Origin of the sequence: Nitrospira sp., assembly GCA_029194675.1 — a bacterium.
Lineage (GTDB): Bacteria > Nitrospirota > Nitrospiria > Nitrospirales > Nitrospiraceae > Nitrospira_D.
Genome location: JARFXP010000001.1, coordinates 600,175 through 619,918, shown reverse-complemented (window position 1 = coordinate 619,918; position 19,744 = coordinate 600,175). Strand labels below are relative to the sequence as shown.

At 59.3% G+C, this 19,744-nt stretch carries 15 protein-coding genes; 10 read left to right on the top strand and 5 right to left on the bottom strand.

What is annotated here, in order from left to right; translation table 11 throughout:
• The first annotated feature begins 6 nt into the window (after positions 1-6).
• From P0120_02875 to P0120_02850, 6 genes are all read left to right on the top strand, one after another.
• On the top strand, positions 7-2,835 hold the full coding sequence (locus P0120_02875) for a hypothetical protein (GenBank protein ID MDF0673275.1): 2,829 nt from the start codon (positions 7-9) through the stop codon (positions 2,833-2,835).
• Positions 2,836-2,845: 10 nt separating this feature from the next.
• Positions 2,846-7,111 carry a hypothetical protein gene (locus tag P0120_02870; GenBank protein MDF0673274.1) on the top strand — a complete coding sequence of 1,422 codons (4,266 nt, stop codon included), beginning with the start codon at positions 2,846-2,848 and terminating at the stop codon, positions 7,109-7,111.
• Positions 7,112-7,115: 4 nt separating this feature from the next.
• Positions 7,116-8,828: a hypothetical protein gene (locus tag P0120_02865; GenBank protein ID MDF0673273.1), complete on the top strand. Its 1,713-nt coding sequence runs from the start codon at positions 7,116-7,118 to the stop codon at positions 8,826-8,828.
• A 208-nt stretch (positions 8,829-9,036) separates the two neighbouring features.
• A complete protein-coding gene (locus P0120_02860; GenBank protein MDF0673272.1) occupies positions 9,037-10,311 on the top strand; it encodes an ISNCY family transposase in 1,275 nt (424 codons plus the stop codon).
• Positions 10,312-10,394: 83 nt separating this feature from the next.
• Positions 10,395-11,153: a UPF0149 family protein gene (locus tag P0120_02855; protein ID MDF0673271.1), complete on the top strand. Its 759-nt coding sequence runs from the start codon at positions 10,395-10,397 to the stop codon at positions 11,151-11,153.
• Positions 11,154-11,369: 216 nt separating this feature from the next.
• The gene (locus P0120_02850; GenBank protein MDF0673270.1) at positions 11,370-11,630 is read left to right on the top strand and encodes a hypothetical protein; all 261 of its coding nucleotides are present in this window, start codon (positions 11,370-11,372) and stop codon (positions 11,628-11,630) included.
• 30 nt (positions 11,631-11,660) lie between these two features.
• On the opposite strand, the gene P0120_02845 is transcribed toward P0120_02850, so the two are convergent.
• The 3 genes from P0120_02845 to sthA form a co-directional block, all read right to left on the bottom strand.
• Entirely contained in the window at positions 11,661-12,677 is a 1,017-nt protein-coding gene (locus P0120_02845; GenBank protein MDF0673269.1) for a TIM44-like domain-containing protein, read from the bottom strand.
• A gap of 220 nt (positions 12,678-12,897) precedes the next feature.
• Positions 12,898-13,380, bottom strand: coding sequence for a YbaK/EbsC family protein (locus tag P0120_02840; GenBank protein MDF0673268.1), 483 nt, complete (start codon positions 13,378-13,380; stop codon positions 12,898-12,900).
• A gap of 234 nt (positions 13,381-13,614) precedes the next feature.
• Positions 13,615-15,072, bottom strand: coding sequence for a Si-specific NAD(P)(+) transhydrogenase (gene sthA, locus P0120_02835; GenBank protein ID MDF0673267.1), 1,458 nt, complete (start codon positions 15,070-15,072; stop codon positions 13,615-13,617).
• 77 nt (positions 15,073-15,149) lie between these two features.
• On the opposite strand from sthA, the gene P0120_02830 reads away from it, so the two are divergent.
• Entirely contained in the window at positions 15,150-15,731 is a 582-nt protein-coding gene (locus P0120_02830) for a hypothetical protein (GenBank protein MDF0673266.1), read from the top strand.
• A 158-nt stretch (positions 15,732-15,889) separates the two neighbouring features.
• The gene (locus tag P0120_02825; protein MDF0673265.1) at positions 15,890-16,039 is read left to right on the top strand and encodes a hypothetical protein; all 150 of its coding nucleotides are present in this window, start codon (positions 15,890-15,892) and stop codon (positions 16,037-16,039) included.
• Positions 16,040-16,110: 71 nt separating this feature from the next.
• Here the strand turns inward: P0120_02825 and P0120_02820 are convergent, their stop codons facing one another.
• Both P0120_02820 and P0120_02815 read right to left on the bottom strand, forming a co-directional pair.
• Entirely contained in the window at positions 16,111-16,527 is a 417-nt protein-coding gene (locus P0120_02820) for a hypothetical protein (GenBank protein ID MDF0673264.1), read from the bottom strand.
• Between the two features lie 114 nt (positions 16,528-16,641).
• Complete coding sequence (locus P0120_02815; GenBank protein ID MDF0673263.1) at positions 16,642-17,223, bottom strand: DUF6036 family nucleotidyltransferase; 582 nt, start codon at positions 17,221-17,223, stop codon at positions 16,642-16,644.
• 430 nt (positions 17,224-17,653) lie between these two features.
• Here P0120_02815 and P0120_02810 point away from each other — a divergent pair, with 430 nt between their 5' ends.
• Both P0120_02810 and P0120_02805 read left to right on the top strand, forming a co-directional pair.
• Positions 17,654-19,258: a class I SAM-dependent DNA methyltransferase gene (locus tag P0120_02810; protein ID MDF0673262.1), complete on the top strand. Its 1,605-nt coding sequence runs from the start codon at positions 17,654-17,656 to the stop codon at positions 19,256-19,258.
• A complete protein-coding gene (locus tag P0120_02805) occupies positions 19,251-19,718 on the top strand; it encodes a hypothetical protein (protein MDF0673261.1) in 468 nt (155 codons plus the stop codon). The genes P0120_02810 and P0120_02805 overlap by 8 nt, the downstream gene beginning before the upstream one ends.
• The last annotated feature ends 26 nt before the right edge of the window (positions 19,719-19,744 follow it).

Genomic DNA, 19,744 nt, shown 5'->3' with positions numbered 1-19,744 from the left:
GGTTCTATGGCCGACAATGCAGTCCGACATTTCTTACCGTGGGTTCGACAAGGTGCTGCCTTCGGCATCACGACACCGGATTCCCTAGGCTCCGCGCAACGCGCCGACGTCTCGCTCCCGGTGAGCGTGCAGCTGACCAGCTTCACTGTGCCTGCTCGTGATGTTCGTCTTTACGGCCCTGCCGATGTCACTGCGATCGATCCGCGCCAGATCGTTCGGGTGCAGCCGCGCCATCAGACCACGAACTTTGAATCCAATTTCTTCCCGCTGGTCGAATTCGACCGGCCCGATTTCCCATGGCTCTTCACTCCTGCAAAAGCCGGCGCAGGGGAGCGACTGCGACCCTGGATCTGTCTGGTCGTGGTGCGCAAGAGGCCAAGCGTGACATTCGGCCGTACCGACACATCGCCGCTGTCGGTCCTCGAGTTCACAAGCCCTGTGGCGGAGGATCTGCCCGATCTCGAAGAATCGTGGGCGTGGGTACATGCGCAGGTTGTGGGTTCTTCAACCGATACGGTGCCCACGCTCAAGAGCGCCATCGAAAACGCTCCGACACGCACGGTCTCGCGGCTCATGTGTCCGCGGCGTCTCGATCCGGATGTGGCCTATCTGGCCTGTGTGGTGCCGGTGTTTGAAGTCGGACGTAAAGTCGCTCTCGGGCTTCCTGTCGCCGAGCAAGAGCTCGAAAAGCTTGAGCCGGCATGGCGTCTCGATCAGCCGACAGCGCCGTTCCAGCTGCCCGTGTTGTACTCGTGGGAATTTACGACCGGACCGGAAGGCGATTTCGAATCCTTGGTGCGCGACCTAACGCCACAGCCGCTCCCCGAAGAAGTAGGAACGCGATCGCTCGATCTTACCACGCCGGGATTCGGGCTTCCTTCGGGCGGTGTGATCGCAATGAAGGGTATCCTCAAGCCGCCGGAACCCGTGACGGTCCAGCCGCAACCGGTACCAAGCCCGTTGCAGGACAAGCTTGCGGAAATCTTGAACGCGCCTGCCGACGCGCTGAATACGCCGGTGGCCCAGGACCCCATCGTTGCGCCACCCATTTACGGCTCGATCTATCCGCCGAGGGAGCGTGTTGAGGTGGGTGCTACGCCATCGCATTGGATCAATGACCTCAACCTGGATCCTCGGGATCGCATCGCCGCGAGCTTCGGCACGCGCATCGTGCAAGAGGACCAGGAACACCTCATGGCTTCGGCCTGGCAGCAGGTGGATGCGATTGAGAAAGAAAACGAAGAGCGGAGGCGAAAGCAGTTGGCCGCTGCCACGCGTCAGGCGACTTGGGTACGCCACGTCAGGCCGATTGAAGCCGACGGCTTGCTGCAGATCACGGGATCGAGCTTGGCGAAAGTCGCGGTGTCGGTGAAGGTGGGCGACACCAACGTTCAGCGCACAGTGGCGTGGCAGATGAGCGGATCGGAGGCGCCGGGATTCCAGTCTGCCGCCTTGAGACGAGTTGCGCGTCCCCGCGGACCGATCAATCGGCGCGCGCTGACACCGGCGGTGGTTCAGAATCAAACATTCGCGCGGCCGATGGTGAAGCTTCTGCAAACGCTGCCGCCGGTGAACCGGGTCGTGATGACTCCTCCGCCGCGAATCTTCGTTGGCCGTATGGCGACAATCAAGAGCGTCTCGGATGTTGCGAATACGCCGCACATCGATCAGGCGAGACTTGTGCCCGCCAACTTCAATTCCACCGTGCGGCCTCCCGTGCTGACGATCCGTGAGACGCAGGGCGAAGGTTTTCGAGCCGTCGACGACGGAGGGCTGCGCGAGCCCACACTGATGGCGGAATTCCGCCAAGCCGCCGTCGCGCATTTGTCGAAGCTTGTGCGTATTGGAGTCACCGGCAAAATCGTTTTCCGCGTTCCCGACGTGGGGGTGCTGAAAGGACGTCTACAGCCCCTGCAGTTGTCGACCGGATCGAGACGGAGGGGACTAAAAGACGCCGCCATTCCGGACGAAGAGCAAATTCTGGCGCATCCGCGATTTCCGGCACCGATGTCCGAGCGCCTCATGGAACTCGCTCCGGAGTTCCTCCTGCCGGGGCTTGAAGACGTACCACCCAACAGCGTCACGTTGGTGCAGCCGAATTCGCGCTTCATCGAAGCGTTCATGATCGGCCTGAATCACGAGATGGGCCGCGAGCTGCTCTGGCGCGAGTACCCCACGGACCGCCGCGGTAGTTACTTCCGCTTCTTCTGGAATCGTCGTGGCTCGGCGCAGCAGGAATTCATGCAGCCCATTCACGCGTGGAACGGTCCGCTGGGCCGCAATCCTTCGGCCTCCGGAAATCCCGATCAGTTGGTGTTGTTGGTGCGTGGCGAGCTCTTTCGACGCTATCCCAACGCCGTGATCTACGCCGCAAAGGCCACGGGTACGGCCACCAATCCCAAACTCACGACGCAGGAGCGCTACCCCTTGTTCCGTGGCTCGGCGCCGCCCGATGTGGTGTTCTTCGGATTCGATCTGACGGCAAGTGTGGCCCGAGGCATTGATCCCGATCCCGGTTGGTTCTTCGTGATCCAGCAACAGCCCGGCGAGCCTGACTTCGGACTCGACATGCCGAAAGATATCAATCCGCAGCCGCCACGCGTCACGGACTGGAATCAACTGACCTGGCGACATCTGGTGCAATCCGAGGCCGAGCTGCGCGAGCTGATTCATGTGAACGTCGGTGTGAAGCCCGCCACGCCGCCACCGCTGCTCCCCGACACCTCGGCCGATCCGCCTGGAGCACAGTGGGGGGCGAATGGCGCACACATGGCGCGCATCACGCTGCAGAAGCCGGTGCGTATCGCGATCCTTGCCCGACACATGTTGCCTTGAAGGAATTCTTATGCCGGACCCGTTGCTGATACATGGTGATCGCCCGCTCGTTCTGTTTCCGGTTCGCCTGGAGACCCGCTTCTTCGGACAAGAGCTGCGTATCCGTGTGTTTCCGGACAAGATTCATGTCGACACGCACGAGCCGGAGCTCACTGCGGATGAAGTCGAATGGGGCAAGCATTTCCATACGTTGTTCTGGAACGCGACCACGGAAGAAGCGCGAAAGGACGCATGGCGGCAACTTGCGGAGCGTTACGGCGCGGAGCGTGCGTCATGGGTGGTGCGTCAACTGATGCCGACTAATCTTATAGAGCGTCCGACAAAACCGCCCAAATTCCCGTCTCCGCCTGTGCGCCTTGAAGCGCAGAACAATGAAACCTGGACTCGAGCCCCACGCACCACGGTGCTTCCCGATCAGTGGATCGCGACAGCATTCGTGCAGGGCACAGGCGCCGTGACCGTGGCCGGGCAACTGATTCCGGACATTCTGCCTGTGGGCCCGAACCCTCAAGCCACCGTCCTTCAAGGCGACGAAACGCTCGCCGTCGATGACGGCATGAAGTGGATGGTCGACTTCGACGAAGCCGAGCGCCTCGGCATGGGGCTGCGCTTGCAACTGCCGACGGCGACTCCAAGAATCAATCTGCTCCTGGTCTTTGGTGTGAAGAAATCGCTCGATAGCGCAGCGTCGGCGGCTCGGCTGAAGGAGCTGATCGAAGCGCACCAATACACCGACGGCGTGAGCCTCGTCGCGCAAGGCACGCCGACCAACAATACGGAAGACGTTGCGTCCGGCTTCAGCACCGACGATCCGGGATACGACAAAAGCTTTCGTCTGACTCTCGGCGACCCTCAGTTTCAGGCAGGAGACGGATCGGACGGCGATGAGCTCTCGAAGGCCCTTGGTGTTCCAACAGACCTGCTGGCGCGCACAGGCAACGCGGATGCGCGCGAGCAACGCGAAGCCCGCGACATGAATCGCGCGCTATGGTCATCCACCTGGGGTTACTACTTGGAACAAATGATAGGGCTCGGCCTCTTCAACGGCGATCGGCCAGGCCTGTTTCCTGAAGACCTGATCGATGTGAACGTGGAATGGGCGCGACAACACTTTGTCGATCACGTGCGAGCTGGTGGACCACTTCCCACAATTCGCATCGGCAAGCAACCGTACGGCGTACTGCCCGTCACGGCACTCGATTTGTGGGGGGCCACGCCTGAGGATGGAAAGCTGGCCTCAAAGGACGCCGCCGTGGTGGCGTTGATGCGCCGTCTCCAAGACTACTGGAGCGATGAAAGCCGGACGGCGGCGCGCATGGGCAATCACAGCAATCCCGACATCGACTTCAGCGAAGTCTTTGCGATGGACGCGTTGTCCATGGATTACTCCATCCGGAACATCTTCGGACTCTTTTATACCCAAGAGCTGTTCGAGTTCTTGCGGACCCCGACACCCGACGTTTGGAATCGAGTGCAAAGCTCGCAGGCAATATCGGCGCTGAGCCTGATCGCCGGACTTCGCGGGGTCACGCCGCGCGCGGCGCTGACGGTATGCGATCCCGCACGTTCTACCCTAGACTTGCCGTTGGTCCAGGCGTCGTCGACCGCGGACTTCACCTTCAACTACGTCGACCAGTTGTTGAAGGCGCCGAATCTCGATGCCGTACTCCAGCACGCGTCTATTCCGGTTCCATTCAGCCTGTTGTATCTGCTGCTGCGCCATTCGATAATGGTCGAATACGCGAATGCCGCGGCGCACGTGCTTGGTCGTGAACCGCATCTACGGGCTGAGCCGGAGCATGTCCGTTTCTCGCAGCTGCCGATGGAAACACCGCTCGACCGTATCATTGCCGCGGCACTGCACACCGGACAGGCGTTCACTCAACCTGTCGATAAGAACCTGCAGGATTTCCGCAAGAGTCTCGAGGCGTTGAAGGTGTTACAGCCGCAGAAGCTGTCGATGTTGATGCGCGGCACACTCGATGTCACGTCGCATCGCCTGGATGCCTGGGTGACGTCGTTCGCCACGAAACGCCTCAAGAATATGCGGCAAAGGGATCCCGCGGGTGTGTATCTGGGAGGCTATGGCTGGGTCGAGAACCTGCAGCCAGGACCGCCACGGACCGAGGTGCCGGCGCCACCCAACGAGCCCGGGCCAATCTCTGGATTCCGTCATGATCCCGGTTTCGTTCACGCGCCGTCGCTCGACCATGCAGCCACCGTGGCGGTGCTGCGCAGCGGGCATCTGACGCGTTTCGGCCGCACTCCCGATCCAGAAGCCGATCCACTTGCTATCGATCTTTCTTCCGAGCGTGCTCGCACGGCGCAATACCTGCTCGATGGCGTGCGGTCCGGACAACCGCTCGGCGCGCTCTTGGGCTATCGCTTCGAGCGCGGCCTGCATGAGCGTGGACTCGATGCCTTCATCGCGGCGTTCCGCGAACAAGCGCCGCTGAACGCCACGCGTGTCGACGAGAACGGGCAGGCGGTGGAGAGCGTCCAGGCAAACCATGTGGTGGACGGACTGAACCTGCTGCGCCAGATCAACGAACCGAATGCGCGTCCACGTGTTCTGCAGGTCGTTGGTAATCGGGCCGGGTTCCCCGTGCCGCCCATTGTGAATGTGGAGCTCGATGTTTTGGCCGACAGCGTCGACGCGTTGAGCGATGCGCTATTGGCCGAGAGCGCCTATCACGTCGTGCGCGGCAATCCCAGCCACGCCGCCGCCACTCTCGACGCCTTAGAGCGCGGCGAAGCGCCGCCGCCGGAACTGGAAGTGATCCGCACGCCGCGCACCGGTTCCGCATTCACTCATCGTGTGGTGGCGTTGTTTCCGGGCACTCCGGCAGCCATCGCAGACTGGACGCCGACCTCCCGATCATTGGCCGAACCGTTCCTCAACGCGTGGGCAGCGAAGCTGTTGGGAAATCCCATAAAGGTTCGCTGCGTGGTTGAACGTGTGAATAACACGACGGGCGCCGTCATCGATACACAAGAGTTTCGACTGAAGGACTTGAGACTCGCACCGCTCGATGTGATTCACGCACAGGAAGCGAGCGAAGACTCGCGGCTTTCGGAGCTTGAGCAGCGCTTCCTTTTTGCGGCGCGGCGAAAGGTGTCCCTCACGGCGACGCAAACGCTGCGGCTCAATCCCGTGCGGGATCCCTCATGGCCCATGACGGATCTCAGTTGGTCGGAGTTCACCGAAGTGGTGCGGACGGCGCGCAGTCTGTTGAGCGGGGGGCGCGCGCTTCGTGCGGGCGACATCAATGCCGCCGCTGTCGCCGACTCGCCGACCATTCTCGACTCGGCAAACTTGAAGGCGCGGGCAGATCGTGCCTCGGCATCGCTCCGTCAACTGCAGACCAAGTTGAAAACGGCGCTGACCGACGTCACACCGACCACGCTGGCGCCGCTGCGATCCGCGATGCACACGATCGCGTTCTTCGGCATCCCGGGAGCCATTCCGCTCTCGGCAGTCGGCCAGACTGAAGCGGATTTGAAGACGCTCGTTTTCCAAGCGCGATCCATCGACCGCGAAGCCACGGAGCGTCTGGCGAAAGCCGATGCCGCGACGGATTCCGCAGAGCGGCTGAAACATCTCTTCGGCAATAGCTTCGTGGTGTTATCACGCTTCCGTCCGCCGAATTTGCTCGAAATCCAACGGGCGTTAGGCGCGAGCACCGCGATTCAAGACGGCGACCCATTCGCGGTCGTGACGTTCCATCAGCGCATGGCGCGAGTCCGCGAGGGCGTCGCACGGCTCGACGATGCGCTGCAGTATGCCGAAGCGCTCAACAACGGCGACGCGCTCACACTGCAGGTTGCGCAGCTTCCGCAACGCGATGGCGATCGCTGGGTCGGGCTGCCCGCAGAGCCCGGCACGCCGATTCCGCCAGGACGACTCTCGCTGGTCGTGCACACGCCCGAAGCCATCGATTTCACGCAGCCTACCGTTGCCGGGCTGCTGATCGACGAATGGGTGGAAGTCGTGCCCAATGCCAGCGAAACCACCGGCGTCGTGTTCCAGTACAACCAGCCGGATTCTGTTGCACCACAGGCGATTTTGGTGGCCGCTCATCCCAATCCGGTGGAGCAAGCCTTCTGGACGATCCCGTGGCTTCAACAAGTGCTGAGCGAGACCGTCAGTTTGGTCCACATGCGCGCGGTGACTCCTGATCAACTCGACGAGACCAGTCACTATCTTCCTGCGGCGTATTTCGCCTTCAACGCGGAAGGCCATACCGTCTCGACAGACTTTTTTAAGAGGGACTAGCACCATGCCATCCATCACCACGTGGTCTCGGTTAGAGCCCAACGCTCGCGGAGCCTCGCAGAGCGAAACGCTGAAGGCCCGGATTTACGATCCGCTTTGGCTGTTGGCCCGTCAGTGGCAACTCGGAGAGCTGCAGGGAGACGACAACGGCACGCCTGTCTCCACGCGGCTGCGTGCCGAGTGCGCCGAACTCACGCGTTACATGCCGCAAGGCAGCGCGGCGAGACCCGCGAAGTTCAATCCGAAACAGGTCGCGTTGGAGACGTTGGTCGAGCAGGAGACCGTGCATCCGACGCCCGGCACGCTCGTGCGGTTGCGGGTTTGTGCCGAAGCCGGGCAACAGTTCCTGCGCCAGCTGGCGCGCGCGCCGTTCGGCACGAAATATCATCAAGGTTTCCTGACGGCATTCGCCTTGCCGGCTCGCAGCGCGGTAGCCGCGGCGGATGTTGATGCCGAGGCGCTGCGATTTCTGGAGGTGATGTCGGGCCGCGTTCCGGACGGCGTCAAGCTTTACGCCGAGCTCAAAAATGCCCCACTCCCAACGGCTCCGGCGATCGATCCCGCGGATGCTCCAGCGTTCGCCGCGCCGAAAGATGCATTTCTGCGCTGGTACGAAGCCTTGTTTAGGGAGCCTGCGGGTCAAGCCGAAGCGTGGTCGTCGCAACGCATGGAATACGCCTTTTCCGTGGAAGCTCCAACCAGTCCGCAGGGAGTCTTGACAGCGGAATACTACGAAGGTGATCTCGACTGGTACGACTTCGACGTGAAGATGGGCGAGACGCTCGGGGCAGAAGAAGATCGCAAACCCGGCGTGAATCCGCTGCCCATCACCCGAACCACGATTCCGGCGCCGGCGACATATCGCGGAATGCCTGCCTCACGCTGGTGGGAATTCGAAGATGCATCGGTCGATTTTGGCGCCGTGGAGGCCGAGCCCGACGACTTAGCGCGCATGCTGCTGGTTGACTTCGCCATCACTTACGGCAACGACTGGTTCGTGATCCCGGTGGATGTTCCCGTCGGCTCAATCTGCAAGATCAACTCACTGGTCATTACGGACACATTCGGCGTGCGCACGCTCGTGCCGTCGATCGATCAATCCGCCCATCCCGCTTCGAGGCACTGGCGCATGTTCAAAAACAGCGGCAACGCGGACACTCCAACGAATCTCTTCTTGGCGCCGACACTCAAACGCACAATGGAAAGCAAGCCGCTAGACGAGGTGCTGTTCCTGCGCGATGAAATGGCGAATCTGGCGTGGGGTGTGGAGCGCATTGCGGAAGGCGTCTCCGGCCGCCCGCTGAATCGTCGCGAGGACGACCTCGCTCGACAGCGCCGCAATCAACCCGCAACACCCGCTCCGTCCAACGACGGCGCCCTGAAGTGGCGCTTGTCGACAGAAGTCCCCAGCTACTGGATTCCCCTCATCCCCGTTCAGGTTCAACCGGGCCAAAAGTCAATCCGCTTCCGCCGCGGCGCCACCCTGCGCCAGGACGGCACCCTCGAGCCGCAGCCGGCTCTGAGCCAAATCCTGAAACCCAGCGCGGGGCCACTCGATATCTTCGAGGAAGAGATCCCACGCGAAGGTGCACGCGTCACCCGCTCCTTTCAATACGCGCGCTGGTTCGACGGCAGCCCTCTTTTGTGGATCGGCAGACGCAAGATGGTCGGACGCGGCGAAGGTTCGAGCGGCTTACGCTTCGACGTGGCGGAGTAGAACTGCGTCTGGGAGGCATTCCGACCTCCCGCGCAGGGTCGTGTGACGAAATGACCAGAAACGCTCCTCGGAAAATCACAAGCTGATAGATCCGCTCAATCAGCAGAGTTCAAAGAAGAATGTAATCCCAAAATGATAATGTCCGGTTTCACCAAAGTAGAAATGTCCTCTTCGTTGATAGACTGCCCGTTCTTCAAAGGAGGACGGGATGGTGGGAGAGGACAGGGTGATGATGAGTGCCAAGGAGTTGCGGCGGATCCATGTGATTCGCCAGGTGCGGGACAAGCGGATCACACAACAGGAGGCGGGCACCATGTTGCGGCTGACGGAGCGTCAGATCCGGCGCCTTCTTGGGCGGGTAAAGGAGGAGGGCGACCAGGGACGTGTCCATCGGGGACGGGGGAAGCCGTCGAATCGGCGCATCGCGGAGCCGGTCAAGGCGAAGATGCTGCGGCTGTATGAGACACGCTATGGAGACTTTGGGCCGACGTTGGCGGCGGAGAAGTTGACGGAGCGGCACCGACTCGAGGTCAGCGACGAGACTCTGCGGCGCTGGTTGCGGGAGCGGGGGATTGATCATTTCGCACGCCGGAAGCGACCGCATCGCGCGTGGCGTGCGCGCAAGGCGCATGTCGGGGAACTGGTGCAACTGGATGGGTCCCATCATGATTGGTTGGAGGGGCGCGGCCCGTGGGGTGTCCTGATGGCCTACATCGACGATGCGAGCAGTCGCGTCTTTGCTCGGTTCTATGAGTACGAGGGCACGATCCCGGCGATGGACAGCTTCCAGCGCTACATTCGGCACCAGGGGATTCCGCTGGCCATCTATGCGGACAAGCATACGACCTACCAGTCGCCAGCTGAGCCCACGGTGGCGGAGCAGCTGGCCGGGGAGGCACCCCAGAGTCAGTTCGGACGGGCACTGGATGAGCTGGGGGTTGAGCTGATCGCGGCGCACTCCCCACAGGCCAAGGGGCGGGTGGAGCGGCTGTTTAAGACGTTCCAGGATCGACTGGTCAAGGAGTTGCGCCTCGCACGGATTGGGACCTTCGAGGCGGCGAACCGATTCCTGGAGGGCTATCTGCCGGTCTACAACCGCCGGTTCGCGGTGCGGCCGGCGCACGCAGTCAATCTGCATCGGCCGAAGCCGACGGCCCAGGTGCTGGAGCGAAGCCTGTGTATCAAGACATCCCGGTGTCTGCGGAAGGACTTCACCATTGCTCATGAAGGGCGGCTCTATCAGGTTCACGACAATCTCCGCGCCACTCGTGTGGTGGTCGAAGAACATGTGGATGGGACGATGCGGCTCACGCACCACGGACGGGCGCTCGCCTTTCACGCGATCGCGGCGCGACCTGTGTCGGCGGCAGCGGTCACGGCGGTGTCCCGATCGCAGCGCCCGATCAAACCGCCGGCGGATCATCCATGGCGCAAGCGATGGCGGCAGGAACGAGGACACCACCCGGCGGCGGCCGGAACATAAACCGGACATTTCTATTTGGGCTTGACACAGAGTTCAAAGAAGAATTGAAATGTGCTCGCCATACCTGAGAGACTGTTCAGGACATGATGGCAGCAGTTCCACCATTCACCAGTGAACAGGCGGCACTCTTAGCTCGATTTTTGTCTTCACCGCTGCGTCCCAAAGACACCTTGACCTATCCTCAGTTAGCCGGCTTCTTGTTCTGCTTGGCGAATGGGCCTGAATTGATTCCACCGTCCGAATGGATTCCGCTGGTCTTCAACGATCAGGAGGCTCGGCATGAGACTCGTGAGGAAGCGGAGCGGGTGCTCCAGGCGATGATGGCGCTCTACGACGAGTGCATTCGTGAACGAACTGGTGGAAGTGCCTCTCTCCCGCCAGGGTGCGAGATGAGACCGTGGATGATGGACAACTTGAGTGCCGATGCGCCACTGAGTCAGTGGGCGCAAGGGTTTTCAATCGGCTACGACTACCTTGAGGAGGTGTGGAACGAGTACACGCCGGATGAACTCGATGAGGAACTTGGAGCGTTGTTGATGACGCTCACGTTCTTTTCCTCCCCGAAACTTGCCGAGGAATACCATCAGGAAACGAACGGGAAGGGGAGTCTGGAGCAGTTGGCCCAATCAGTGATGGAGATCTTTCCGGAGGCGATGCGCGAGTACGCTCACCTGGGACGATCGATCTATCAAGCGCGGCTCGAAGTAGGTGACCTCGATCTAAACCACTCAGCTCACGCAAAGATCGGACGGAATGATCCCTGTCCCTGCGGCAGCGGCAAGAAGTTTAAGAAGTGCTGTAGCCTGACGAAAGGAACGAATTCGGGCCCTGTCTTCCACTGACACACAGGACTGCTGAAGGTGCTCATTCTCTAGGAGCCTTTCCGACATTGCCTTCGTGACGAGGTGAAGGAGGTGCTGGCAGATGCTAGGCTACAGGTCTCGAAAAACCGGAAGCGTATTCGCGGGAATACGTTGAGGATTTTTCGTGGCCGAGAACGAAGCAGATGCCGGTACATCGTTCGCCGCAGTAGAAAGGTCAGTGTCGGACAGGCTCCTATGACAGACAGGGCGATGGGTTTCGGCTATACTCGCGGCATGTCTGATCGATCTGGTTCCATCAGTTCCTTTTCAACTGAGTCTCGTCGCATATTCTACGAAGATCATCGGTCGTTGGCCCTGTTCATGCTCTTGATCGTATTTATGGCGCCGTTTGCGGGGCTCTACGTGGCAGGGCTTTTGGGCGTGGTGGTGGGGGTGCTGGTTTCTGCTGCTGCCTATGTATTCACGCCCTGTCTCTGTATGTGGCTCGGCGGCTGACTCACAGAGTCAGCCGCCTTCCCTCGGAGATTATTGCTGAATAGCTGACAGGAGCCAGCGTCCATCCCGCACGCGCATGAAGGTCCAGACTTCGTACGATTCGGTCGCGGTTGATTCACTGCCTTCGATCACATAGCCTGGCTCTCCACGTGGGATCGTCGTGGAGACCGTGTAGTCTCTGGCGTTCCAGCGTAGGTCCACGGTCGCATAGTCGGTGTTGCCTTCGGACCAGGCTTCGCGCACATCTCCCTTGAGTAACTCCACTCCTTCCACGTGATTCTGAACGCCTCGACTGCTGTCCTCGACCAAGGCGGTGCTGAAATAGCTCAGCATTTCCGGCGTCAAAAATGGTCTCAAGGCCGCCACGTCTTGGGCGCTCCAAGCGGATTGAATGTCGGTCAGCAGTTGCTGAAAGGCTGCCTTATCTTCGGTGGTCACGGTATAGGCATTATCAGTCGTCGCCTCGGCGGTGGAGTTGTTGGGCGAGATGTCGAGCAGGCTCCCTCTGGCCGCTGTACTGCGTGAGAGCCCGGTGAATACCGGCGCAGGTGTCTGCTTGGATTTTCTGAAGAAATACAGTGCGCCCATTCCTACAGCCAGCAGGAGGAGGATGAGGCCGTAAGAGTTGTTGGAAGCCGGTGCTGCGCCCGACTCCGTGTCCGTAGTCTTGGCACTGCTCTCCGTCGCTCCAAAGAGCATATGACCGATCCAGGTTCCGGCGAGACCACCGGCGATTCCGGCGAGCAGGGGATTGCGTTGCCACCAGGATGACGGCGTGGCTGGAGCCGGTTGCATTGGCGGAGCGCCCGAGGCATTCGGTGGTGGCGTCGCCGACGGTTTCGGGGTGGTGGACTGTTCAATCGGCTTGGCGCCGTTGTCTTGGTAGGTACGGGATCCACGGCTCCCGATACCCATTGATGAGTTTCCGCCACGAGCCCCGCTCGAAAATCCTCCACCCGATCCCCGCGCCTTCGCAAACGAGAGGGTCGGTAGGCCGATGAGCGACGCGACGATGCAGACGGCTATGAGTTTTGAACTTTTCAACATGGGTTTCCTTTCACAACAGGGTGGCACTTTCCGACAGGCACAGGAACATCCTAGCAGCTTTGGGTGAAGAAAACCCGACATTCGCTCGATGACGGGCCGGGCGGACAGTGCGCGTGAGAGCGGCAGGGTCGCACCGATCTTCCACGCTGGATGTGACGATCGGCGGCGCTGAGAGCGGGCGAAGCGGTTGTATCAAGAACCGAATAACGAGTTGTCGAGGTCAACAGGTCGCTACGGGCGGACGGTGAAATTCGGCCACGACGGGAAACACCAGCGCGGCAAAATCCCAGTACCGCATGCGAATCGCCTCCGAGTGGGTACCTCCTTCAAAAACGATTTCCTCGTCATGTGTGAGCGCCCGATCGACATATACAGGAAGCCCATAGAGTGTGCCGAGCGGCGGCATGGCGCCCAATTCGCAGTCCGGAAAGAGCTGCGCGATCTCTTCCTCGGTCGCAAGCCGGACGCGGTGGGTTCCGAAGAGCTTTCGTAGGCGCTGAACATCCACTTTCTCCGTTGCAGGCAGCACCGTCGTGACAAATCGCTCCTTCACTTTCACGATAACCACCTTCGCGATTTCTTGTTCCGGCAGATGGAGTGTCTGGGCGACGGCAAGAGCGTGGAATGTCTGTGAGTGTGGCAAGATATCGTAATGAACGTGTTCGCGATCGAGATGACTCTTAAGCGTGCGTGGAATAGGCATGATGGTACCTCCTGTGGTGGCCGACCTCCAGACGGAGATCGTTGGTGGGTGATACAGACAGCGGACTGCAGGGGGACGAGAGGACGATAGTCGGGATGATGCTCATGGGTACAACTCCACGTAGATCATAACGACTGGCCGTGCAGGGTGCATTATATTCCGTTCGAAAGTTTATGCAACAGGTATTTAGGAACCCGACAGGCATTTATTTAGGAACCAGACATGTCTTCATTTCTACAAAGTTGGTTTGTGAAGGGATAGGTCGTGCGAGGTGATTTTGTGCGGAGTTCCTCTTGATTGGGAATGGTGGGACAGCCGATTCAGTCCGTCGAGCGCCGCGGTGCGGTAGCATTCGGCCATCGTGGGATAATTAAAGACGTTGTGGATGAAGTACTCCACCGTTCCACCGTAGGTCAGGACCGATTGGCCGATATGGATCAATTCTGTCGCGCCTGGCCCGATGATATGGATGCCCAGGAGTGCGTGCGTCGTACGGTGAAAAATCACCTTTAGGAGACCGTGGAGGTCACCGCTGATGTGGCCACGCGCCATTTCTCGGAAAAAGGCCCTCCCGGTGGCGTGCGGAACGTCGGCGGCGGCGAGTTCCGCTTCGGTTTTTCCCACCATCGAGACCTCGGGAATGCTGTAGATGCCGTACGGAATGACCTTGATGTCGTGCGCCTCGGAGACGTGAAATGCGTGACAGGCGGCGAGGCGTCCTTGTTCCATTGCTGTCGCGGCGAGCGCGGGAAACCCGATGACATCGCCTGTCGCGTAGATGTGGGGAATGGCGGTTTGGTACTGGGCGTTGACCGCGATCTGCCCTTGCTGATCGACGGCAAGGCCGATGACGGGGAGATTCAGTGCCTCTGTATTGCCGATCCGTCCCATCGTGTAGAGCACCATGTCGGCTGTTATTGTTTTGCCGTCTTGGAGTTGGACCGCTGGACGTCCTGTTTCCTGTACTGTGATACTCAGATGTTCCTGCCCGAGCCGCATCGTGACACCGTTGTGCTGCATCTGAGCGTCAAGTGCTTGGGCGATTTCCTGGTCCAAGAACCGCAACATCTGAGTTCGTCGATCGATGAGGGTGACTCTGATCCCAAAGGCGGCCAACATCGAAGCATATTCTGCGCCGATGACTCCCCCGCCGATGACGATGATGCTGGTCGGGTTCTTGGTCGTGCGAAGGAACGAGTCGGAATCGCACACGATCAGGTCGTCGAAGGGGATCTCCGCGGGGCGGCGTGGCCGTGACCCTGTGGCTAGGACGATGGTCGAGGCATGGACATGATCAACCTGCCCGTCCGATCTCACCACGCTCAAGGTATGGGGATCGACAAAGCCGGCTGTGCCCTGGATGATCTCGATGCCGTTACGCCGCAGCTGATTGGTGATGACCGCCACTTCAGTCTCGATGACCTGATCCTTGCGTGTCATCAGGTCCGGGAGCGTCAGCTGCTTGGTGAGTTCGGCGCCCAGGTGGTGTAACCCTCGACGTCCCAATCCATGAATGTACTCGATCGTGTCCTTCAAGGTTTTGCTGGGGAGAGTCCCGGTATTGAGGGACGTTCCGCCCAGCTGTGGTGCCTTCTCGATGATGGCCACACGTTTGGACAGTTTCGCTGCTTGGACCGCCGCTTTCTGGCCGGCCGGTCCACTGCCGACCACCACCATGTCGTAGGATCGCATAGAGGATCTCGATGATCTGTTTCGTCGGTGTGTTGTGTCTACCATATCGTGGCGAGTTCCACCCACCAAGGAAATAGATGAAGTTTGTCGCCGAATCTGATGCAGCGCCTTCCGGATTCACCTATTGGCCAACCCATGAAACAGACGCCGTGGCGCCGTGGCAGTCGCTTGAAGAGCGGACGGATAGGTGGTATCGTGAAAGTCTCATGCATCAGACTCGTATCATCAGATGGTCCATGGGAATCTGTCTCACGATGAGCGTGAGTCTGTGCGGGACGCTCTCCTATGCAGGTACGATCAGAGACGGAGGTTCCGTGATTGGGCCGGCAATGCCCAACAGGATGATCTCGTCGGCTCCCACCCAAACGAAGGCAGCAGTGAGGCCGAGGCCGTCCACAGCTGTGCCGGAGGAGAATGAATTCGTGCTGCGGAATATTCCGACTCTGTCGAAACCGATTTCAGTGGGAGGGCGGACGCTTGTGCCTTACATCGGGGCAGGGTTTGGTGGTGGCTATGCGACGGAATTTGATCGTGCGCTCAATCCTGCGGCATCTGCTTCCTCCACTACTTCCGATTCCTCGAATGCTGGACCGAGAAGCTTGCTCGGACACAACCTCATCCCAAACGAAGTCCAGCTGGGTATCCGTTTCCCTTTCTAGCCGGTCTCCATCATCCGCAGACGCAGGAAGCCACGGTTGCCCGTGCTCCCCAGTAGTCTGCTACAGAGGATGGAGGAAGCCGACGGCTCCACTGACTGTACTGTGCAGCAGGCCGGCACCTGTTCGTTTACCGGGCATCTGAACTACGGAGGAATTTTGTGAAAGAGGGGTGTCGTCTGCTGTTGGTCGATAAAGACGGCGTGCTGGTTAGTGAATTTCAATTGACGCAAACCGCCTTGGCTCAGCCGGAGGCGTTTGTGGCAGCGCTACAAGAGTCGATCGAATCTGTGGAAGAAGAAGAGTCTTGAGAAGAGTCCGGGCTAGTACCGCCACAACGACGTGGGCAGGAAAGTCCTTACCCACATCGTCTCACTCACAGTCAGTTGCCTACTTTCAGCAGCCAACCATCGGTCTTGTCACAGTCGTTGGGTCCTTTGGCGAAAATGTCGAGTCGGATGTAGCTGCCTTTGATGCTGGGGGGCAGCTTCCCTTTGACCAGGAACCCGTTGTTGATCGTGGTCACCGTGACCGGGACTTTTTCCTCCTTGATTTTCACGGTGATGCTTGGGGAAAGGGCGGTCTTAGATGCAAGGAAGGAGAACTCCGATTTCGGCGCCACCGTTACATTATTCTTATCCACGGAGAAGGGAGGAGGCGTGAAGGCAGAAAAGATGACGTCGACACAAGAGTCCACGCCGCTACTGAGATTAGGACCCGCGTCGTACGCCCAGACTTGACCGACGGTACCGTACACACCCATTGCCACAACAAGCCGGAAAAGATTTCGCAGACTCACGGTTATGCCTCTCTGGTGAGGGTGGATGATTAGACCAGCATGAATAACGCGGCGGTATTTTGTACGCCTCATAGAGAAAAAACAACCCCCTTCCCTGCCGATTGTGAAGGCCGATCACCCGCCCGCGTCGGCCGCCTGGAGGACATACTGCAATTCGCCCTGAAGCCCAAGCCGGTCAGCCCAGTTCCAGAGGTAGGGGAGGTCCAGCTGCAGGCACGGGTTCTTGACGATGCTGATCACATCGTCAAAATCTCGTGGTCGGCTCGCTCGCAATTTCATGAGAACGAGGTCTTCTGGTGAGGTCATCCAGATCGTCAAACCATGAAAATCGACAGCCCGGCGCCGCTCGAGCACAGCGCGATCGAAGGGGCCCAGTGAAAAGACGAGGTCCACGGGAAAATGAGGGGCGGTGGGATGCGCGAGTCGTAGGACGACTTCACGAGCCATCGGATTGGCATCGTGCCATGTCTCGTTGATCGCAAATCCAGCTGTGCACAGGAGACCGAGGAACGGCTGGGGGTCATTGCATTGAGCGAGAATAAGAAAGTCCACATCGTAGGTGGCACGTGGAGTCCCCCAGACACCGAGTGCTAATGCTCCGATCACACAGTAGGGAGCGTCCGTAGTAGACAGGGCGCGATGGGCTAACTCCACTACATCGAGGTAGTCGCTTTGAAAAGCATCCTGTTTGCCCATGCTACGAACTAGGAGTGAGGAACAGTCGAACGAGTGCGATCGGATTCCTCTATGGCGCCACGTAGAGCCATCACCCAGCGGTGTTGGGCACTCGACAGACGACAGACGGCGAGGATCCCCTCGGTTGCAGAAGCGGGGTAGTCCGTAGGATTGATCTGCGCCGCGCTCACATGCAACTTGCGCAGCCAGATGGGCGGGTTTGCGGGATCGAAAGCCATGAAGCGATTGTACAGGATGGAGAGAAAAAGGCAAAGGCGCATGATCGCGGACAGCGATGGGGAATGAATGAGGCACATAGGATTATCGGTCGTAAGCCATTGGGTTCTAACGACTGAGGGCGTGATTTCTTAGAGGAAAGGGGGTAAGCTTCCGGAAATTTATCAAGAAACCCTGTTGTAAGCTTTCCTTCCGATCATTTGGGGAGTCGTGCATGGCGAAATCGAAAACGAAATCAGAGCCACAGAACGGGGAATCAGCAGGGCTTGAGGCAAAACTCTGGGCTGCCGCCGATGCGCTGCGGAACAACATGGACGCGGCCGAGTACAAGCATGTCGTCCTCGGTCTGATTTTTCTCAAGTATATTTCGGATGCGTTTGAAGCGAAACACGCCGAGCTTGAGGCGGAAAAGAAGCAGGGGGCCGATCCGGAAGATCCGGACGAATACAAGGCCGCGAGTATTTTCTGGGTGCCCAAAGAAGCGCGGTGGTTACACCTCAAGGCGAATGCTCCGCAGCCGACGATCGGCTCGATGGTCGATGATGCGATGAGCGCCATCGAGCGGGATAACCAATCGCTGAAGGGAGTCCTACCAAAAGACTATGCCCGGCCAGGCCTCGATAAGCAGCGGCTTGGTCAGCTCATCAATTTGGTCAGCGACATTGGTCTCGGCAGTCCAGCGGATCGGGCTAAAGATATTCTCGGGCGGGTCTACGAATACTTCCTCTCGCAATTTGCGAGCGCCGAGGGCAAAAAGGGTGGGCAGTTCTATACACCTTCTCGCGTTGTGTGTGTACTGGTGGAGATGCTGGCTCCATACAAGGGCCGTGTCTATGACCCTTGCTGCGGATCTGGCGGCATGTTCGTCAGCAGTGAAAAGTTTATCGAAGCGCACAGCGGGAAGCTCGGAGATATTTCAATTTATGGCCAGGAGTCGAACTACACCACGTGGCGACTCGCCAAAATGAACCTGGCCATTCGCGGCATCGATGCACAGATCGCGCACGGAGACACCTTCCACAACGACAAACACCCTGACCTGAAAGCCGACTATGTGCTGGCCAACCCGCCCTTCAACGACAGCGACTGGCGTGGCGAGCTGCTGAAAGACGACAAGCGTTGGGTCTATGGGGTGCCGCCAACCGGCAATGCCAACTTTGCCTGGGTGCAGCATTTCATCCATCACCTGGCCCCGACCGGACTTGCCGGCTTCGTGCTCGCGAACGGCTCGATGTCGTCCAATCAGTCGGGCGAGGGCGAAATCCGCAAGGCCATCATCGAAGCTGACCTCGTGGACTGCATGGTGGCGCTACCAGGGCAGCTGTTCTATTCAACGCAGATTCCTGTCTGCCTCTGGTTCATTGCACGTAATAAAAGGAATGGTCCCCGTTCGGCAGGCTCAGGGCAGGGCTTTCGTGATCGGCGCAGCGAGACGTTGTTCATCGATGCCCGTAAGCTCGGCGCGATGGTCGACCGTGTGCACCGTGAGCTGACCGACAGCGACATCGCCAAGATCGCCGGTATGTATCACTTGTGGCGAGGGGATAAGGAAGCCGTTCGTCCTGAGCATGTCGAAGGGCGAACCACCTATGAGGACATCCCTGGTTTCTGTAAGGCAGCGAAGCTCGACGACATCCGCAAGCACGGCCACGTGCTCACCCCCGGCCGCTACGTCGGCGCCGAGGCGCAAGAGGATGATGGCGAGCCGTTCGACCAGAAGATGAAACGGCTGGCTGCGACATTACGCCAGCAACAGGCCGAGGCCGCGAAGCTGGATGCTGCAATCGCCGCCAACCTGAAGGAGCTTGGGTATGGCTGATGCTCTTTCAGTAGGAGGCGTAATCATCAGTGCGCTCTCCTTGGGCGTATCGGCGATCGCCATTTACACCAGCTGGCAGGCAAATCGTCAGGCGATTGCTGCCCAACGACGAATTGTTGAAATTGAAGAACAGCGAGAGCGAGACAGACAGCGAAGTGAGCTACAGGCATCGTTGCATCCCCAACTGAGGAAGATAAACAGGCAATCATACAGACTTTATCTGGTGAACTCGGGCAAGGCGATCGCGCGTAACATACGAGTCAGATTAGAAGGGAAGAGGTTTAGCGAGCATCCCGCAGCTATTCAGGGGGACGACATTCCATCGCAGGTTGGTCCGAATTCTGAGGCGGGCTGCTTAGTAAACATTACAATGACCTGTGCTCCACCGTTCCAAATTGAAGTTGAATGGGATGATGAATCAGGAAAAGACCGAATCTATCAGGGAACGTTAACGTTCTGATGAGAACAACGCAGAAGGCATATCTT

Coding starts and splice junctions, on each gene's coding strand:
- P0120_02860 (MDF0673272.1), top strand. CDS start 9,037: ATGGTGGGAGAGGACAGGGTGATGATGAGTGCCAAGGAGTTGCGGCGG.
- P0120_02810 (MDF0673262.1), top strand. CDS start 17,654: ATGGCGAAATCGAAAACGAAATCAGAGCCACAGAACGGGGAATCAGCA.
- sthA (MDF0673267.1), bottom strand. CDS start 15,072: ATGCGATCCTACGACATGGTGGTGGTCGGCAGTGGACCGGCCGGCCAG.
- P0120_02855 (MDF0673271.1), top strand. CDS start 10,395: ATGATGGCAGCAGTTCCACCATTCACCAGTGAACAGGCGGCACTCTTA.
- P0120_02815 (MDF0673263.1), bottom strand. CDS start 17,223: ATGGGCAAACAGGATGCTTTTCAAAGCGACTACCTCGATGTAGTGGAG.
- P0120_02850 (MDF0673270.1), top strand. CDS start 11,370: ATGACAGACAGGGCGATGGGTTTCGGCTATACTCGCGGCATGTCTGAT.
- P0120_02830 (MDF0673266.1), top strand. CDS start 15,150: ATGAAGTTTGTCGCCGAATCTGATGCAGCGCCTTCCGGATTCACCTAT.
- P0120_02870 (MDF0673274.1), top strand. CDS start 2,846: ATGCCGGACCCGTTGCTGATACATGGTGATCGCCCGCTCGTTCTGTTT.
- P0120_02865 (MDF0673273.1), top strand. CDS start 7,116: ATGCCATCCATCACCACGTGGTCTCGGTTAGAGCCCAACGCTCGCGGA.
- P0120_02875 (MDF0673275.1), top strand. CDS start 7: ATGGCCGACAATGCAGTCCGACATTTCTTACCGTGGGTTCGACAAGGT.
- P0120_02845 (MDF0673269.1), bottom strand. CDS start 12,677: ATGTTGAAAAGTTCAAAACTCATAGCCGTCTGCATCGTCGCGTCGCTC.
- P0120_02840 (MDF0673268.1), bottom strand. CDS start 13,380: ATGCCTATTCCACGCACGCTTAAGAGTCATCTCGATCGCGAACACGTT.
- P0120_02805 (MDF0673261.1), top strand. CDS start 19,251: ATGGCTGATGCTCTTTCAGTAGGAGGCGTAATCATCAGTGCGCTCTCC.